The 17969-nt window shown below is 51.9% G+C and carries 14 protein-coding genes; 6 read left to right on the plus strand and 8 right to left on the minus strand.

Annotated features, from left to right (window positions below):
- Nucleotides 1-35 precede the first annotated feature (35 nt).
- From ACAN56_RS11355 to ACAN56_RS11370, 4 genes are all read left to right on the plus strand, one after another.
- Nucleotides 36-794: a class I SAM-dependent methyltransferase gene (locus ACAN56_RS11355; protein ID WP_379142806.1), complete on the plus strand. Its 759-nt coding sequence runs from the start codon at nt 36-38 to the stop codon at nt 792-794.
- Between the two features lie 195 nt (nt 795-989).
- Nucleotides 990-1685 (plus strand): response regulator transcription factor, encoded by a 696-nt coding sequence (locus tag ACAN56_RS11360; protein ID WP_340899235.1) that lies wholly within the window; start codon nt 990-992, stop codon nt 1683-1685.
- A 2-nt stretch (nt 1686-1687) separates the two neighbouring features.
- Complete coding sequence (locus ACAN56_RS11365; RefSeq protein WP_379142810.1) at nt 1688-3094, plus strand: sensor histidine kinase; 1407 nt, start codon at nt 1688-1690, stop codon at nt 3092-3094.
- 150 nt (nt 3095-3244) lie between these two features.
- Nucleotides 3245-4588: a family 8 glycosyl hydrolase gene (locus ACAN56_RS11370; RefSeq protein WP_379142813.1), complete on the plus strand. Its 1344-nt coding sequence runs from the start codon at nt 3245-3247 to the stop codon at nt 4586-4588.
- Nucleotides 4589-4629: 41 nt separating this feature from the next.
- Here the strand turns inward: ACAN56_RS11370 and ACAN56_RS11375 are convergent, their stop codons facing one another.
- Nucleotides 4630-5877 (minus strand): CynX/NimT family MFS transporter, encoded by a 1248-nt coding sequence (locus ACAN56_RS11375; protein WP_038589490.1) that lies wholly within the window; start codon nt 5875-5877, stop codon nt 4630-4632.
- A gap of 218 nt (nt 5878-6095) precedes the next feature.
- Nucleotides 6096-6200 carry a YjcZ family sporulation protein gene (locus ACAN56_RS11380; protein WP_218642530.1) on the minus strand — a complete coding sequence of 35 codons (105 nt, stop codon included), beginning with the start codon at nt 6198-6200 and terminating at the stop codon, nt 6096-6098.
- 216 nt (nt 6201-6416) lie between these two features.
- Between ACAN56_RS11380 and ACAN56_RS11385 the strand changes: the two genes are divergently transcribed.
- A complete protein-coding gene (locus ACAN56_RS11385) occupies nt 6417-8132 on the plus strand; it encodes an ABC transporter ATP-binding protein (protein ID WP_038589488.1) in 1716 nt (571 codons plus the stop codon).
- Nucleotides 8133-8306: 174 nt separating this feature from the next.
- Here ACAN56_RS11385 and ACAN56_RS11390 read toward each other — a convergent pair whose 3' ends face one another.
- The 6 genes from ACAN56_RS11390 to ACAN56_RS11415 form a co-directional block, all read right to left on the minus strand.
- Nucleotides 8307-9188 (minus strand): carbohydrate ABC transporter permease, encoded by an 882-nt coding sequence (locus tag ACAN56_RS11390; RefSeq protein WP_379142816.1) that lies wholly within the window; start codon nt 9186-9188, stop codon nt 8307-8309.
- A 58-nt stretch (nt 9189-9246) separates the two neighbouring features.
- Complete coding sequence (locus ACAN56_RS11395; RefSeq protein WP_379142818.1) at nt 9247-10128, minus strand: carbohydrate ABC transporter permease; 882 nt, start codon at nt 10126-10128, stop codon at nt 9247-9249.
- Between the two features lie 309 nt (nt 10129-10437).
- Nucleotides 10438-11754, minus strand: coding sequence for an ABC transporter substrate-binding protein (locus ACAN56_RS11400; protein ID WP_076112251.1), 1317 nt, complete (start codon nt 11752-11754; stop codon nt 10438-10440).
- A gap of 158 nt (nt 11755-11912) precedes the next feature.
- Nucleotides 11913-12782: a response regulator transcription factor gene (locus ACAN56_RS11405; protein WP_379142821.1), complete on the minus strand. Its 870-nt coding sequence runs from the start codon at nt 12780-12782 to the stop codon at nt 11913-11915.
- A gap of 15 nt (nt 12783-12797) precedes the next feature.
- Nucleotides 12798-14663 (minus strand): sensor histidine kinase, encoded by a 1866-nt coding sequence (locus ACAN56_RS11410; RefSeq protein WP_379142823.1) that lies wholly within the window; start codon nt 14661-14663, stop codon nt 12798-12800.
- A 140-nt stretch (nt 14664-14803) separates the two neighbouring features.
- Nucleotides 14804-15559: a helix-turn-helix domain-containing protein gene (locus tag ACAN56_RS11415; RefSeq protein WP_038589474.1), complete on the minus strand. Its 756-nt coding sequence runs from the start codon at nt 15557-15559 to the stop codon at nt 14804-14806.
- Between the two features lie 129 nt (nt 15560-15688).
- On the opposite strand from ACAN56_RS11415, the gene ACAN56_RS11420 reads away from it, so the two are divergent.
- On the plus strand, nt 15689-17953 hold the full coding sequence (locus ACAN56_RS11420) for an FAD-dependent oxidoreductase (protein WP_379142826.1): 2265 nt from the start codon (nt 15689-15691) through the stop codon (nt 17951-17953).
- Nucleotides 17954-17969: the final 16 nt, after the last annotated feature.

Here is a 17969-nt window from a genome sequence, read left to right on the forward strand (position 1 = left end):
GAAGTATTCCTGTTTGACCTGAAAGGAGACTTCTGATGAATCAGCAATGGAATACCGGTACCTATGATACGGATATGGCCTTTGTTTCCCGCTTCGGAGAATCTTTGATTCATCTGCTGCAGCCGCAGCCGGGTGAACGAATTATCGATTGGGGCTGCGGCACTGGAGATTTGGCCGCTGCAATCGCTGATCATGGGGCAGCTGTTACAGGGATTGATGCATCCCCTGAGATGATAAGCGCTGCCCGCAGCAAACATCCGCAGCTGGAATTTGTGCTGGCGGATGGCCAATCCTATTGCGCAGATGTTCCCGCCGACGCCGTCTTCAGCAATGCTGCTCTGCATTGGCTGCAGGATGCGCAAGGGGCCGCTGCAAGCATTGCCGCCAGCCTGCGGACCGGAGGGCGGTTCATTGCCGAATTTGGCGGGCAAGGCAATATCGCCTCGGTCGTAGACGGGCTGCCGCGTGCTTTTGCCGCCATCGGGTGCAGCGGCAAGCTGAAGCTGCCCTGGTATTTCCCCAGCATCGGGGAATACGCGTCACTCCTGGAACAGAACGGGATGAACGTTGAACTTGCCTTATGCTTCGGGCGGCCAACACCGCTTGCTGGCGGAGAGCAGGGTTTCAGCCGCTGGCTGAACACCTTTGCGGATGGAATTCTGAGCGTGCTCAGCGGCCCGCAGCGTGAAGATGTGCTGGTTTTCATGGAAAAGGAGCTGAAGCCCGTCCTGTTCCAAGAAGACGGCTGGATCATGGATTACCGCAGAATCCGGATTGCCGCCAAGAAACAGTAAGAAACAAAAAGCGTACCGGAGGTTATTTTCCGGTACGCTCTTTGTTTCTTCATACCCGCATACCGTTGCTTCTTTGCTGTTGCTCCTCATTCTCGTCTTGGGATTGGGGGACATTATATCCCTTTCCACGATTATTAGCTACAATGAAGAGCAACTAAGCTTTCTGATAAGTTACGTGAGAGAGGAGGATTTCCGATGAGTCAAACAATACTGATAGTAGACGATGAAAGAGAGGTCGTCGATTTATTGAAATTGTATATAGAGAACGAAGGATACCATGTGCTTGAGGCTTTTGACGGGAAGGAAGCTCTGGAAATCGTACAAAATCATACCATTCATTTAATTGTGCTGGATATCATGATGCCTGAATGTGACGGATTTCAGGTCGTGAAGGAATTGCGCCAGTCCTTGTCGGTACCGGTTATTCTGCTGTCTGCGCGTGTGCAGGATCATGATAAAATTCTGGGACTCAAAATTGGTGCTGACGATTATATCACAAAGCCCTTCAATCCATTGGAGGTTGTGGCGCGAATAGAAGCCCAGTTAAGAAGATATCAATATGTCCAAACGGAGACTACTGCAGCTTCCGAGCTGGTAGAGATTGGCGGACTGGTCCTTGATAAGGCCGGTTGCCAATTGTACAAGAATGGACAACTGACAACGCTGACTTCCATTGAGTATAAATTGCTGCTTCATTTCATGGAGAATCCGGGGCGGGTATTTACGAAGCGGCAGCTCCTTGACAGTGTCTGGCAGCAGTGGTTTGGCGACGACAACACCCTGTTGGTGTATATAAGCAAGCTGCGCGATAAAATCGAAGATGAGCCAAGGAAACCGGTCTATTTAACAACGATCCGGGGGCTTGGCTACAGATTTGAAAAGAGATGCTGAGGATGTGCCGGAGAAACACAGGCGTCCGGACGATGCTGCGTATTCACTACTTCCTTTTGGTCATCGTCATCAGTGTCATTGGAATCCTTAGTATATTATATGCATCCAAAGGAGCTGACCAGAGCTACGCAGAGACAGAGATGGATGTGGTGACGGCACAGAATTTAGTGGATGCAAATAATGATGCCGAGAGATTGAACTCCTTGCTTGATGATATCAGGAAAGTCAACGGGTGGATCGAAGTTCTGGATTCCCGGAAACTGATTACGCAATATATCGGGACGCCCCTGGACAAGTCCACACCGGAGTTGATGCTGCTGGACAAAGACCCGGAGTATGCCCCTTATATCAGCTCGGTTGCTTCTTTTTTGCGAAAAGGAGTTTTGTATACCTATGTGGTGAAGATCCCTGTTGATCAGTTGGAAGTGAGCATCTGGAGCAAACAGAGCGGCACCCTACGGGATAAGCACATTCAACGTTATAACGCCCAAGCTGTACTGGGATTTATCCTCCTCTCCACCATTGTTATTTTTGTATACAGTAGATGGACAGCAAGAAAAATAAGTTATCCGCTGGCAAAAATTGCCGGAGGGATTGACCGCTTAAAAGCGGGTGATTATACAGTTCGCCTTGATTTTAAGCTGGAAAGCGAATTTCTGCAAATCCGTGATACCTTGAATGGTATGGCCGAGAAGCTCGAATGGGCCGGAGAACAAAAAAAGCGGATGGAACTGGACAGGCAGAGGATGCTGGCTGATATTGCCCATGACCTGAAAACGCCCATATCCACCTTATTCGGTTATGCAAAAGCGCTGCATGAAGGAATGGTGAAAGATCCAGACAATCAAAAAAGCTATCTGCTGTCCATCTATAATAAAGCCAAGCGGGTGAATGCCCTGCTGGATACATTGTTTGAGATGACACAGCTTGACCATCCTGAATTTATTTTGGACAAAAAAGAACAGGACATCGGTGAATGTATACGTGAAACCATACTGGACCATTTCCCGGAAATCGAGGAAAAGGGGATTGAACTGGAGGTGGGAATACCTGAAGCAGTGGTGCTCTATCCTTTCGACCGAAAGCAAATGGGACGTGTATTCAGCAACCTGATCGCAAATGCCGTGCGGTACAATCCGGCAGGCACCCGCTTGCGGATCACTTTGGAGGTTCAGCCTGAAGGCCTTTACCTGGAGTTCGCAGACAACGGGAACGGGATTCCCGCGCACACGCAATCCATTATTTTCGAACCCTTTGTCAGAGGGGACAAGGCCCGGTCCAATGACGGAGGTACAGGCCTGGGGCTGGCAATCGCCCAAAAAATTGTCCATCTGCATCAAGGTTCAATTCAGCTCCTTGGTACAACAGAAGAAACTACGATCTTCCACATCTTTCTTCCCCAAATTTAAGGCTACATTAAGTTTCGTTTTAGAATCGCGAAAGTCTGGTCTGTTATGTTTAGGCTGTGAATCATACAACCATTAGCCTACCAGCCCTTATCACTGTTCAAAAGGAGGGATGATGGCATCACCTATTTTGAATAAGAGGAGTTGATGTTATTGTTCAAGCGAATTCTTTCAACTGTAACCGTTCTATCATGTTTGGCCTTTCCATTGCAGGCTGAAGCGGCAGAAGCACCTCAGCCTCTATTTTCCGGGGAAGTCTCGTCCTCTGCCGTACAAGCCATGCACCCCTTCCCGGAACATGAGCAATACCAGGCGGGTACCATCAAGCCCAACTATGTTTCCCAGAACCAGTTGGATGACGAGGTGCGCAAAAAATATAATGAATGGAAAACGAGATATTTAAAAAAACATCCAAAAAAATCGGATCAATACTACGTTTTCTACAACCTGGAAAAGGAAGCTGCCCCGGATAATGCCGTATCCTGCTCGGAGGGTCACGGTTATGGCATGTTAATCTCCGCCTTGATGGCCGGTTACGACCCGCAGGCAAAAGATTATTTTGACGGTCTCTATCGGTTCTATAAAGCGCATCCAAGCGTAAATAATCCGGCCTTAATGGCCTGGCAGCAGATTAAGACCGGTGCGGGAGATATTATTGACACACCGCCTAGCAACAGCGATGATGGAAGCCGTTCAGCTACAGATGGAGACATGGATATCGCCTATGCATTGCTGCTCGCGGACAAGCAGTGGGGAAGCAGCGGCCCAATTGATTACTTGAGCGAGGGCAAGGCAGCCATAGCTGCGATCATGAAAGAAGATGTGAATCAGCAGAAATGGAGCTTGAAATTCGGCGATTGGGTAGAAAACAACGATCCCGATTACGGCCTTGCCACCCGTCCCTCCGACTTTATGTTGAGCCATCTTCGGGCATTCGGGAATGCTGCTGGTGATCCCAACTGGGCTAAAGTCGCTGATAACACTTACGGAATTATCCAAACGATCTCCACTAAATACAGCTCTACCACCGGCTTACTCCCGGACTTTGTGGTGTGGAGCAATGGGGGTTACGCCCCTTCGCCTCCAAATCTTCTGGAAACAGACAGGGACGGGTACTTTAGCTGGAATGCCGCACGGGTTCCCTGGAGAGTTCCTGTCGATTATTTACTTTCAGGCGATACGCGGGCATTGAACCAGACAAAGCTAACGAATGCATGGATATCCAAAAAAACAAATGGCAATCCAAGCAAGATTGTAGCGGGATACAAATTGAACGGTGATCCGCTTGACGACAACGATCCCGCAATTGCTTATTCCGCACCGTTTGCAGTTAGCGCCATGGTGGACTCCAGCAATCAAAATTGGCTGAATACACTATGGAAAAGTATTGTCAATGCGCCGACATCGTCCAATTCCTACTATGGCAACAGCATTAGATTGCTCTGCATGATTACGATTTCCGGAAATTGGTGGGACCCCACTGACGCAAGTAATTAAGCCACAAAAGGCAATTTGTCACAGCACAACAGAACCCGCCGTTATTTGGCGGGTTCTGTTGCGTCTCCTACATACCGGTTGCTTCCGGCTCCCAGCCCCGCCACGAGCAGCAGAACACTTGCCGCTACGAGCAGTGCCAACGGGCCGTTCCAGCTGTGCGTAGCGTCATGAAGCAGCCCGAACAATGCCGGTCCCATGGCTGCCAGCAGGTAGCCGATCGACTGGGCCATTCCCGACAGCTCGCTTGCCTCCTGTGTGCTGCGGGTGCGCAAGCTGAAGAACATCATTGCCAGTCCAAAGGCAAAACCTCCGGCAATGCCGATACAGATCGCCCATACCGGCATCCATGCGCTGCTGCCGAACCAAACGCCGGAGATTCCGGCCATGAACAAAACAGCCGTAATAACAACCAGCCCCCGCTGGTTCTTCAGTTTGCCTGCCCATAAAGGAACAAAAAAAGTAAACGGCAGCTGGGCCAGCTGCAGCAGTGAAAGGATCCAGCCCGCATGGCTGGAGGACATGCCCCGCTCACCGAGAATGACCGAGAACCAGGCAATCAGAACGTAATAAAGCAGAGATTGCAGGCCCATGAATAAGGTAACCTGCCAGGCGAGCGGTGAACGCCACATTTTCCCGGCTGAGCCGGGCGTGCTTGTTCCACTCCCTTGGCCCAGGCTCTTCATCTGCGGAATCCAGAATAGAGTAGCCAGTGCAGCGACAATGAACCATAGGGCAAGCGTACCCCGCCAACCGAACCCTGCCTGGTCCGCTATCGGAACACTAATGCCGGAAGCCACCGCTGCGCATAAATTCATCGAAACCGTATAAATCCCGGTTAGAAGGCCAATACGCCCGGGAAACTTGCCTTTGATCAGTCCCGGCAGCAACACATTGCATACCGCAATCGACAGCCCGATGATTGCGGTGCCTGCGAACAATGTGAGGGTTCCCGAGGCAGAACGGATCAGAATTCCCATCGACAATGCCAGCAGCGCCAGCATCAGCACGTTGGCAAGGCCAATACGGCGGGCGAGCTGCGGAGCAAATGGGGACAGCAGCGCAAAAGCGAGCAGCGGCAATGTAGTTATTGCTCCGGCAAGTGTATTGGATAATCCCAGATCATCGCGGATCATCTCCAGCAACGGTCCGACAGAGGTGAACGGGGCCCGCAGCGCCGCTGCGACAAAAATAATGCCGACCACGAGCAGAATACGTTTAGATCCTGCGTTTCCTTGGGATAAGGTGGATAATGAAGTCTGAATCTTGCGGTCTTCTTGCCTTGCTTTCATGAGGCTCCTCCTGATTGCAGCGAAAAAATCCGTCAAGCACCGGGCTTGTACGGAAATGAAGCTGTTCTATGTATCACGCTTTGTTACATTATACCCCCTTATGTATGCCGGTGCACAGCTTCTTGGATTCTCAGGATAGCTTAACTATACGGCCTTCCATCTGAAAAAGCCGCCGGTCCAAAAGGACCGGCGGCTTTGGAGAAGATTAAATCAGCTGATTATACCCAGAGAGACTTAGTGATGATTACAAGCAGGATGAACAACACCAGAATCGCTCCAGTGGAAGTGAAAGCACCGCCGTATCCTCCAACATTTTCGCTCATGTTAACTCCTCCTTTATACTTGAATACTTTTAAAATATGTGAAAATATCAAGTCTGGTCTGGGTGATACGGCAAGAATTAACGCACTTCCCCTGCAATTTAAATTATTCCGGCGGTTGACAAATCGGACAACCCTCTTTAGTATCCTAAGAATAAAGGTAGTTGAGAATCACTCTCAACTAGAATACATAACATTACAGAAAAGAGTGAACAAGAGATGCTGCGTCGTTTTTTTTCCTATTATCGTCCTTATAAGAAGCTGTTTGTTCTCGACTTCACCTGTGCGGTGGGTGCGGGGCTTTTGGAGCTGGCCTTTCCGGTGGCCGTGAATAAATTTATTGATGATCTGCTCCCCGGACAAGACTGGTCATTAATTCTGATCGCCAGCGTTGCCTTGCTTGCCATCTACGCTCTTAATACCGCAATGAATTATGTTGTCACCTATTGGGGGCACATGCTGGGAATAAATATTGAAACAGATATGCGCAAAAAAATGTTCGATCATATCCAGAAGCTCTCCTTCCGCTTCTTCGATAACAATAAAACCGGGCATTTGCTCGGTAGGATTACCAATGATTTGAACGATATCGGCGAGGTGGCACATCACGGTCCGGAGGATGTATTCATTGCCGTGATGACGCTGATCGGAGCCTTTATCCTGATGGCCGATATCAATCTGAAGCTGGCCGTGATCACGTTCATTATCGTGCCGATTATGGCTTGGGTCATCATCCATTTTGGACGCAGCATGACCTCTACCTACCACCGGCTATTCGGCAACGTAGGCAATTTCAATGCCCGGATCGAGGACAATGTCGGGGGAATCCGCGTCGTGCAGTCCTTTGCCAATGAAGAATATGAAAAAGAACTGTTCGCTGTTGACAACCAAATGTTCCGCCAGACCAAATTGATGGCCTACAAGCTGATGGCCAAGAGCTCGTCAGTCAGTTATATGATGACACGCCTGATTACAATTGTGGTCATGGTCTGCGGCGCCTGGTTCTTTATTCAGGGAGAGCTGGAGATCGGGGAGTTTGTTGCTTTCATCCTGTTGTCCAATGTCTTTTTCCGGCCGATTGAGAAAATCAATGCCGTTATCGAGAGCTATCCGAAAGGTATTGCCGGGTTCAAGCGTTATCTTGAGGTGATTGATACAGAGCCGGATATCGCCGATAAGCCGGGTGCGGTGGAAGTCGGTTCGCTGCGCGGAGATATTATCTTCGGAAACGTCAGCTTCGGCTATGATGACAATCGTTCGGTACTGCAGGAGATCAGCTTGAAGGTCAACGCCGGGGATACGATTGCTTTTGTCGGCCCTTCCGGCGCGGGCAAAACCACAATCTGCAGCCTGCTGCCCCGCTTCTACGACGTCACCGGCGGCAGCATCTCCATCGACGGAATAGACATCCGTGACATGAAGCTGAATTCGCTGCGCAAGCAAATCGGGATTGTGCAGCAGGACGTCTTCCTGTTCTCCGGCACAATCCGTGAGAATATCGCCTACGGCAAGCTGGATGCGGAGCTTCCGGAAATCTGGGAAGCTGCCAAACGCGCCCACCTGGAAGAGCTGATTAGCAGCCTCCCGGATGGCATGGATACAGTGATCGGGGAACGCGGCGTGAAACTGTCCGGGGGACAAAAACAACGCCTGGCTATCGCCAGAATGTTCCTCAAGAACCCTCCGATCCTGATTCTGGATGAAGCCACCTCGGCGCTGGATACGGAAACGGAAGCCGCTATTCAGCAGTCGCTGGCTGACCTGTCGGTGGGCCGTACCACCCTTGTGATTGCCCACCGTCTCACAACGATCAAAAATGCCGACCGGATTATTGTTGTAAACGAAGACGGCATCTCCGAGGAAGGCCGCCACGAAGAGCTGGTCAACGCCGGAGGCACCTACAGCCGCCTGTACCAGGCGCAATATAATGCGTAAAACGCAGAGAATGAAATAAATGGTCAAGGAAACAATAGCGTAACGTAAGGCCGAGAATTGTCCTATTCAGGAATGATAGGACATAGAATATCATGCAAGAATAAGAACAACCTTCCGCTCTACAGCCCTATGGGCTGATTGCGGAAGGTTGTTCTGCGTTACATGCCTCTTTCCCTACCCCTTCACTGCACTGCCGGCCACTCCTTGAATAATGTACCTCTGCCCCAGCAGAAAAACGATAATCATCGGAATAATGCCTGCTGTCGCTGCCGCCATCATACCGTTGTAGTCTACGTTGTTCTCAAGAATGAAATTTTGCAGGCCAAGCGGAACGGTATATAAATCCTTATCTAGCAGGAAAACCAGCGCATTCTCGTAATCATTCCAGTGCCAGGAAAAGTCGATGACTGCAAGAGTAGCCAGGGCGGGCTTGGCCAGCGGCAGCACCAGCCGGAAAAAGATCCGGAAATGCCCTGCCCCGTCGATAAATGCCGCTTCGGAAATTTCCGCAGGTACGGACAGGAAGAACTGGCGCAGCATAAACACTCCAAAGATCGTGAACATGCCGGGCAGAATCAGCGCCCAATGTGTATTATAGATGCCCGCCCAATCAAACATCAGAAACTTCGGCACGAACAGCACCTGCGGCGGAACCATCATCATCGACAGGTAGACCAGGAACAGCGGCTCCCGCCCCTTGAACTGAATCCGGGCAAACCCGTAAGCGGCAAAAGCAGAGAAGAACACTGCGCCGGCCGTGCTGATCAGCGATATTTTCAGCGAGTTCAGGTAGTAGGTAATAAAGCTGTCATTTCCGCTCCACACCTTGATATGATGCTCCCAATTCAGGCTGGAAGGAATCCACTGAACCGGATATTTGAACACCTCCGCAGGCGACTTGAACGAAGTGCTGATCATCCAGATAAAAGGCACAATCATCAGCAGGGCGAAGCCGGACATCACAAGGGTTGTGATGATTTTGCGGATATTAAGGGAAGAATCAGCCTTGATCTCCTGCAGGTAAGGAGCTGCCGGTCTAATCGTTGTTTTTTGCATAGGAAATCCTCCTGAAAATTTGGTGGCGAAGCCATCACCCGGACGCTGAACTGTCCACTCAGTAATGGACCCAGCGTTTTTGGCCGGCCCACTGGAACACGGTGAAAATCATGATAATTGCGAAGAGCGCCCAGCTTATGGCGGCGGCATAACCCATCTCGTAATAGCGGAAGGCATTCTGATAAATGAACAGTGACAGCACCGTTGTGCTGTTTCCCGGCCCTCCCTGGGTGATCGCCTGAATGATGCCGAAGTTCTTGATTGTCATGATCAGTCCGGTGATCAGCAGCAGAAAGGTTGTAGGACTCACCAGCGGCCAGACTATACGGCGGATGATCTGCCAAGGACGGGCTCCGTCAATTTTGGCGGCTTCCATCAGCTCTTCGGGAATTTCCTGCAGGGCAGCCAGAAAAATAATCATGTTGTAGCCCAGCATGAACCAGATCCAGATGATGTCAATCGCATACATCGAGGTTTCCGTCGTGGACAGCCACCCTGGCGGATGGTTAATGCCAATACCGCGCAGGAATCCGTTAATCGGACCCGAGGTCGGCTGGAACAGCAGCATCCAGACAAATGCAATGGCTACGCCGCTGGTAATGTAAGGCATGAAATAAAGCGCCCGCAGCGTTTTTTGAAAATAAACAGATTTGTTCAGAATAACCGCCACTATAAAAGCCAGCAGAATCGACACCGGAACGGCCAGCAGAAAGATAAGCGTATTCTTCAGCGCCACATAAAAAAGCTCGTCTCCCAGCATCCTCGAAATGTTGTCCAGACCGACAAAATGAATCTCCGGGTCCATAAATTTGTAATCGGTGAACATCAGATAAAACGAATAGGCGGCCGGTATAATAAAAAACAACAGGACCCCGAGCATATTCGGTCCGATAAACAGATAGCCCAGCCTGCTCTGCCGCTTCATCCATGATTTGTTCATTGTTCCCCCACTCCTTAGCTGTATGATCTCGACTTAAGCATAACAAGCCTGGCGGCGGCTTTTAAGGAACATAACCACCGAATGGATATCACAGAATTACTTAATTTGCAGCTTGTTTGCTTAGGGGCATGAGGATGGAAATGTTCTATTCGTGGACAAGTGGAAACGGCTTCGCCGTCCTCAAAAGGACGGTATCCGTTTCAGCGAGAAATAGAAGGATAATTTATAGCGTGAAGCATAAAATTCTTATATTTTAAAAAAACCGCTCCCCATAAGGGAACGGTTCTATGCAGCACAACCGGCTGCGGCTTACTGATTCTGCTTCAGCCATTCATTGTGGCGTTTGACCATACTCTGTACCGTTTGTTCCGCAGTCTGGCTGCCAAGGAAATATTTCTCGTATTCCTGGGCGCGCATATCCACGATTTCCTGGGCGATGCTGCGGACAAAGGTTGGCGTCTTATCGCCGTAGAGCACGAACTCAAGTGAAGCTTTATCATAGGTGTCCGCATGATCGCCGAGCAGATGGGTGATCGCGGTCTGCTGGTCCACCGCATTGGAGGAAGGCAGGCGGCCTCCGGCCGCCATCGGAATCATACCGCCGTCGGCATACCATTTCAGGAACTCCCAGGCCGCTTGCTTATTTTTGGATTTGGCGTTGATGGAGATGAAGTCGCCCAGTCCGCCGCTTTTGACGAAATCCGCCTCATTGTCCGCCAGCCTTGGAACGGGAGCAAAGGCGATGGTGAACTCACGCGGAAAATCCGTCATATTGTTGGAGCTGCGGATCAGCCATTCCCCAATGTTGATCATCGCTGATTCTCCGCCGAGGAACATGTTCTCCACAGGCATCTTGGAGGTCAGCTGCTCGCCAAGCGGCGGGGTGGTGGCATCCTCCTGCATCATTCCGTTCAGTGTTTCAAGCCATTTGGTGATCAGCGGATCATCAAGGTTAGAGCTGCCATCCGCCTTGACATAACCGTTCTTCACGAGAGCGGAATCCAGCGGATCAACCAGCGAGGCAGTATGCTGCACCAGCCCGTACTTGAAACCCTCTGCCTTCAGCTTGGCGGCATATTCTCTTGCTTCATCCCAGGTCCATGCCGTTGGTAAGGCCAGCCCGGCTTTATCGAGCGCATCCTTATTCAAGGCAAAGAACAAAGCATTCTTTTTGGTTGGCATCCCGTAGTATTTATCGTCTATTTTCCAGGTAGCAGCATCCGTACCCATTTTCTCGTCGATGTTATAGTCGCTGAATTCGCCGAGGTCGAGGGCAGTGCCGCCCTTGATGCGTTTATCCAGATTGGTCAGAGTATAATTGACGAACAGATCGACGTTCTGCCCCGTCGAGAGTGCGGTATCAAGCTTCAGGTTGCCGTCATCATCATTGACAAAACGTACGTATTCGACCTGAGTCTCAGGATGCTCCGCATTCCAGGTATCCACAACCTCCTGTGGTCCGTTCTCCGGCGGAACGGCACCCCACATGGTTAACTTCACCGTTTTACTGCCTTCGTTCCCCTGCGCTTCTCCACCGGTGTTATTTTTAGTTCCTCCGCATCCGCCCAGTATCCCAAGCATCAGCACGCATGCCGCCAGCAGGGTCAACCCTTTTTTAGTTTTCATCGTTTCTGTCTGCCTCCCCGTTTTTGTTATGGATTGTGCTTCCCTTACATCCTAGCAGGGACGCTGGAGGCATTTTAGATACAAATCCACCATCCTGGCGGAACAAATATACGGAATTTGCAGCAGGGACCGGGCAAAAATGATCACACATATTTCTTCTATTCCTCACGGTGGCGGTATTGGCTCGGGGTGCATCCGGTCCAGCGCTTAAAGATTTTGATGAAATAGTTATCGCTCGGAAAGCCCACCCGATGCCCCACCTCATGCACAGGCAGATCGGTCTCCCGCAAAAATACTGCCGCTTTCTCCATCCGCACACCGTGCAGATAGTGAATCAGCGTATGCCCGGTTTTCTTTTTGAATAAGGCGCTGATATAATTCTCTCCCATCATCACATGGCGGGACATGGACTTGACTGTAATATCGCGGTCATAATGCTCTCCGATATATTCAATGATCTTGCTAATCTCCGGATGCGAAACAACAGGCCCGGACAGGGAGCCGAAGCCGGACAGCGGCGGATTTTTTACCTCATCTTCAGGAAAAGCCCCACCCGGTCCGGGGTTAGCGGTGTCAGGTGCTTCCGCAAAAGCTGCAACAACCGCTGGAATCCCGTCTGCCTCCAAAAGAGCAACATTCCGGTGACTGCCGGCACTCAGCTCGGCGCTAACCTTGCGCAGCGTATCCCGCAATGAACCTACGCTCATTGACAGCTTGAGAATATAATTGGAGGCCCCGTATTCCATCGCTTGGCGGACATATTCGAACTCTCCCATGCAGGTCAGCATAATAAATTTCGTATTCAGCCCCGCTTGACGGGTCTGCTTCAACAGCTCAATGCCGTTCAGACCAGGCATCACGATATCCGCGAGCACCAGATCAGGTTTATCCCGCGTGATTAGTTCCAGCGCTTCGGTCCCGTTGCCGGATTCGCCGATAACCATGAAGCCGAGCTCCTCCCAGGAAATAATCTCCCGGACCGATTCTCTTACGAATACCTCATCCTCCACCAGCAATACGCTCCACATGAGACCTTCCTCCTTTTACTCGATCTTCTTGTCCTGCACATAAGGTGTCGACAGCAGGAAGGGAATACTGAACCGGATCAGGGTTCCCGGTGACAGCTGGAGAATCTCCAGCTCACTTTGGCCCTTGAAGAGCAGCCGCAGCCGTTCCTTCAGGTTGGACAGTCCGATCCCCTTACGGGTCCGTGTCACCTGCAGGCGCCTGGATTCCTCCATGCCGATGCCGTTATCCCCGACCTCCAGCGTAAGCTGCGCTTTGTCATTTCTGTAAATACGGATACTGATCTGCCCCCGTTCAGTCAGAGGGCCGACGCCATGGCGGATCGCATTCTCCACCAGCGGCTGCAGGCTCAGCTTCGGCACCAGCGCATACTCCAGCTCATCGTCAAAATCACAGGTTACCTCAAAGCTGCCCTGATACCGGATCCGCTGAATATGCAGGTAAGCCTGAACCAGCTCGATCTCGTCCTTGAGGTAGACCAGTTCAACCTCAGCATTCAGGCTGACCTCCAGCAGCTTGCCCAGCGACACGCACATTTCGGAGATCTCCTCATTCCCGCTGCGGATGGCGCTCCATTTCATCGTGTTCAAGGTGTTCAGCAAAAAGTGCGGATTCATCTGCGCCAGCAGCATATGGAAATGAACTGCTTCCTTCTGCCGCTCCTCTGCCTTCAACTGGGCAATCAGCTTATTCGTGTCATCCAGCATTGTATTGAAGGTCCGGGTCAGCTCCAGCACTTCGCCATGGCTCCGGCCTTCGGGGATGCGGATTTTCAGGTTTTTGCGGACGACATCCTTCATCTTGTTCTGCAGATGCGACAATGGGCGGGTAAAGGTAGCAGAGATCATAAAGGCCATTAGTACAAATGCAGCTGTGAAGGCAAAAAACGTCAGGAAATAACGCTGCTTCAGCCCGGAAATTTCTTTAAACAACACGGCCAGCGGAATCCGGTTGACCATATACCAGTCCAGCGACTCGATATAGACATAATTGATCAGTGTGCCGGACTTGTCATCGGTCAGATACGCCTGTGCAGGATGGAGGGCAATTTCCCGGGTGATCTCCGGGGCCAGCACCGCTTTTTTGGAGGAGCGGGCCACAGTCTCTCCCTTGCCGGTAATCAGAAAATAATCCTGACTGCTCAGCGATTCCTTGAGGACGGACTGGAACCAGAAGGAATAATCGATACTGATCCGGGCCAGCCCGTAGCGGTTGCCTCCGCTGTCCTTCATATAGGCATACAGCGAGAGCAGATAAGGGCTGGTGGATACCTCCCGCAGCATATTGTTCTCGTCGCGTGAATCCCACTGGTAGAACAGGCCTTGGGCTTCTGCGGAATCCAATGTTTGCGCTGCTGCTTCACCCGGGAGGGCAGCCTCTCTTTGGACCGTGCCCTGATCTGCAGGGACAACGCTCCCCAGATGGCGGCTGAAGAGCTCACGGTACGGTTCGTAGGCCAGCGCCTGTTTCGGCAAATAAGAAGTGTATACGCTCTCATGAAAGTCCAGCAAGGAAAAATATACGGAAGGATTGTATAGGAAAAAGCTGTTGTTGAGCATTTTAAATTTTTCTTCGATCAGTGCCTTATTCTCTAGAGGCGACCGGTTGCCTGGCTTTGTCAGAACACTGCGGACCGCCGAATCCTGCTCCAGAAAGATCAGCGTCTTGAAGGCTACGCTCATCTGATCCTCCAGCGTTCCATACATCTGCACCAGCTGCTCGTGGCTCTGCTGGCTGATTTTCTCCTCGACGAGGGATTCAATCTGCCGGTAGTTGTATACATTCAGCACACTGAACGGCAGAAGAATAAGGATGAGAAAAGCGCCGAACAGCCTGTATCTCAGCTTCTGGGGTATAAACATCTTCCAGTCCGGCTTCTTCATTTCCGCAGCTCTCTCCCTTCATTTGTGGGCTTATTATAACATCTGCAGGGGTCACCCGGCTGAAGCTGGAGGAAATTGCATTGTTTTGTCGCATCGCTCCTATAGACCGGGGTTATGATGCACAGATTTGTTCTATGCTTCTACAGCCTATGCCGTTTACGGTATTCCGCCGGACTCATTCCGGTGCTGTTCGTGAACACCCGGCTTAAATAGAATCCGTTCTCATAGCCGCATCTTTCGGCAATCCGGGCCAGATTCAGTTCACTGTCCTTCAGCAGAAGGCGTGCTTTGGCCAACCGGAGCGATTTCAAATAGGAGGAAGGTGTCTCCTGAAAAGCTGCGCGGAAGCGCCGCGTAAACTGCACGGGACTTAATCCCAGCTCCCGGGCGAGCTCCAGCAGGCTGAGTGGTTCAGCGGCTCTATCGGCAATGATGGATGCAGCTTCATCCATCATTGCGTCTTCGGAGAATTTACGCCCTCCGGCTTCCGCCCGGCTCTCCATATGAACCGGCAGCCACAGGTCTTTGATAAGATGCTGTTTCCATTCCCTTGCGGCTGGACTATTGTCTTCACTGAGCTGGCGCAAATAGGCATAGGTCGAGCTTAGGCGCTTCGTATCGCTAAGCTGCAGGAGCCCCGGCTGCGGCAGGCTTTCATCATTCTCCGGGGTGAACTGGATGTAATGGAAGGTGAGCGGTGTAATTGTCTCACGAATGAAGGGAATTCCGGGAGGGCAGACGACCAAATCTGCAAACCCCGCTTCACCGCCATGTTCTCCAATTTCATAGCGGAACAGCCCCTCCTCTACCGCAAAGGCGACCCAGGAATCATAGCAGTCGCTTGGCAGGGCAAAACTCGTCTTCTGCTTCCAGTAGATATGGTCCAGAAGTTTCATGGCTCCATCCCTTTCACGAAATAAAGTATATGCTTAATGATATAATCGTGCATTTCAAAAGTAAAGCAGCAGCTTCATTATGAAATTATAGATATGCATTAAGAATATAATCCTAAGAGGTGCTCATTCATGAAGCAGGAGCTAGTGCAAAATGACATTACGGTGATCGGCGGCGGGCTGGCTGGAGTATGTGCGGCGATTGCTGCCGCGAGACTTGGGCAAAAGGTGGCTCTGATCCAGAACCGCCCTGTGCTCGGAGGCAATTCCAGCAGCGAGGTGCGGGTCTGGGTCTGCGGAGCAACGGCACACGGCACGAACCGCTACGCCCGGGAAACGGGAATTATGGGTGAATTGTTCGTGGAGAACCAGTACCGCAATCCGGAAGGTAACCCTTATCTATGGGATCTGGTCGTACTGGAGGCTGTCAAGGCTGAGTCCAATATCACACTCTACCTGAATACGGATGTCCATGAGGTTCTGGCTGAAGGAGACGAGCAGGAGCGGACGATTACTGCGGTCACCGGCTGGATGATGGGTTCGGAGCGGAGAATCACTTTTAAGAGCAGCATGTATCTCGATTGCACGGGTGATGGCCTGATCGGATTTTTGGCCGGAGCCAAATTTGCCCTTGGACGGGAAGCCCGGAGCGAATACGGCGAAGAGTGGGCGCCGGAAATCGCCGATGACATTACGCTGGGCAGCACCATCCTCTTCTATACCAAAGATACCGGCGTTCCGGTGAATTTTGTGCCGCCTTCCTTTGCCAAGGACATCTCACAGACGACGATTCCGATCCGACGTGTCATTAAGAGCGGTGATTCCGGCTGCCACTACTGGTGGATTGAATGGGGCGGCGAGCATGACGCCGTTCATGACAATGAAATGATCCGCGACGAGCTGTGGTCGGTCATTTACGGCATCTGGGATTATATCAAAAATTCCGGCAAGTTCGGCGCTGAGAATATGACGCTGGAATGGGTCGGCTCGCTGCCCGGCAAACGTGAATACCGGCGATTTACCGGAGACTACGTGCTGAACCAGAATGACATTATCGCCCAGCGCGAATTCGCGGACGGCGTAGCCTTTGGCGGCTGGTCGATCGACTTGCATCCGCCGCAGGGGATGTATGCCGACGCCAGCGGCTCCAAGCATATGCATGCCGACGGGGTATATCATATCCCCTTCCGCTCCCTCTATTCCGCCAATGTGCGGAATATGCTGATGGCCGGGCGCGATATCAGCGCCTCCCATGTCGCCTTCGGCACGACAAGGGTGATGGCCACCTGCGCCGTGATCGGTGAAGCGGCCGGAACCGGAGCCGCACTCAGCAGCCGCAAGGGAATCACCCCGCGCGAACTGCAGCAGCGGCATCTGGAAGAGCTGCGGCAGACGCTGCTGCGCAGCGATGCCTCGATCATCGGGCTGCGCAGCAGCGATGAAGATGATGTCGCCCGCAAAGCGCGGGTCACCGCCTCAAGCACGCTGGGCGTGATTGAGCTGGCTCAACCGGGCGAAGCTTATCCGCTGCAGCATGATGCCGCTGTGCTTATTCCTGCGGATCCGGGAATCAGCCGCTTTCAGCTGCTGATTGATGCCAAGCAGGCCACTTCGGTTACAGCCGAGCTGTGGGACACCGGGCGCAGGGAAAATTACGTGCCGCATACCCTGCAGGCAAGGGCAACTGCCCACGCCGTAGCCGGTGAGCAGCAATGGCTTACCTTCGATCTGCAGTGGCAGCCGCAGGTGCCGCAAAATGCTTTTATCATCATCAAGGCGAACGATGCGGTCAGCCTGTATCATTCGCAGCAGCCGCACAGCGGCGTGCTCGTCTTCTTCAAGGATGAAGAGCCGCATGTATCCAAGGATCTGGAGGACCACTCCACGGATCAGCCCGTGGTGCTGTGGAAAATGCAGGGCAAAGCCCGCCAGCCGTTCTGCTGCCGGATCGGGTCGCCGACCGCCGCCTTCGCAGCGGACAAAGCCGTAAACGGCTATCACCGCCCGTTCGGCGGGCCGCAGCAATGGATGTCGCAGCCGATGGCAGGCGGACAGCCGGAATGGCTGCAGCTGCAGTGGGATTCGGTGCAGTCCATCGCCGAAATCCACCTGACCTTCAACGATGATGTCAACGAAGATCTGGTGAACCTGCATCATCACCGCACGGCTTTTGCCATCATTCCCGAGCTGGTTCGTGACTACCGGGTAGAGGCGCTTGTTGCCGGCGGGGAGTGGACTGAGGTTGCAGCCGGAAGCGATAACCGCAAGCGCAAGGTGATCCACCGTCTGCCGAATCCGGTGCAGGCTGACCAACTCAGAGTACTGATTGATTCGACGAACGGCAGCCGTTATGCGGAGCTTATAGAGATCCGGGCATACGGGGCCGTTCACCAGTAAGGGGGCCGGCATTCCG

It is taken from the genome of Paenibacillus paludis, assembly GCF_042610515.1.
Taxonomy (GTDB): domain Bacteria; phylum Bacillota; class Bacilli; order Paenibacillales; family Paenibacillaceae; genus Paenibacillus_AQ.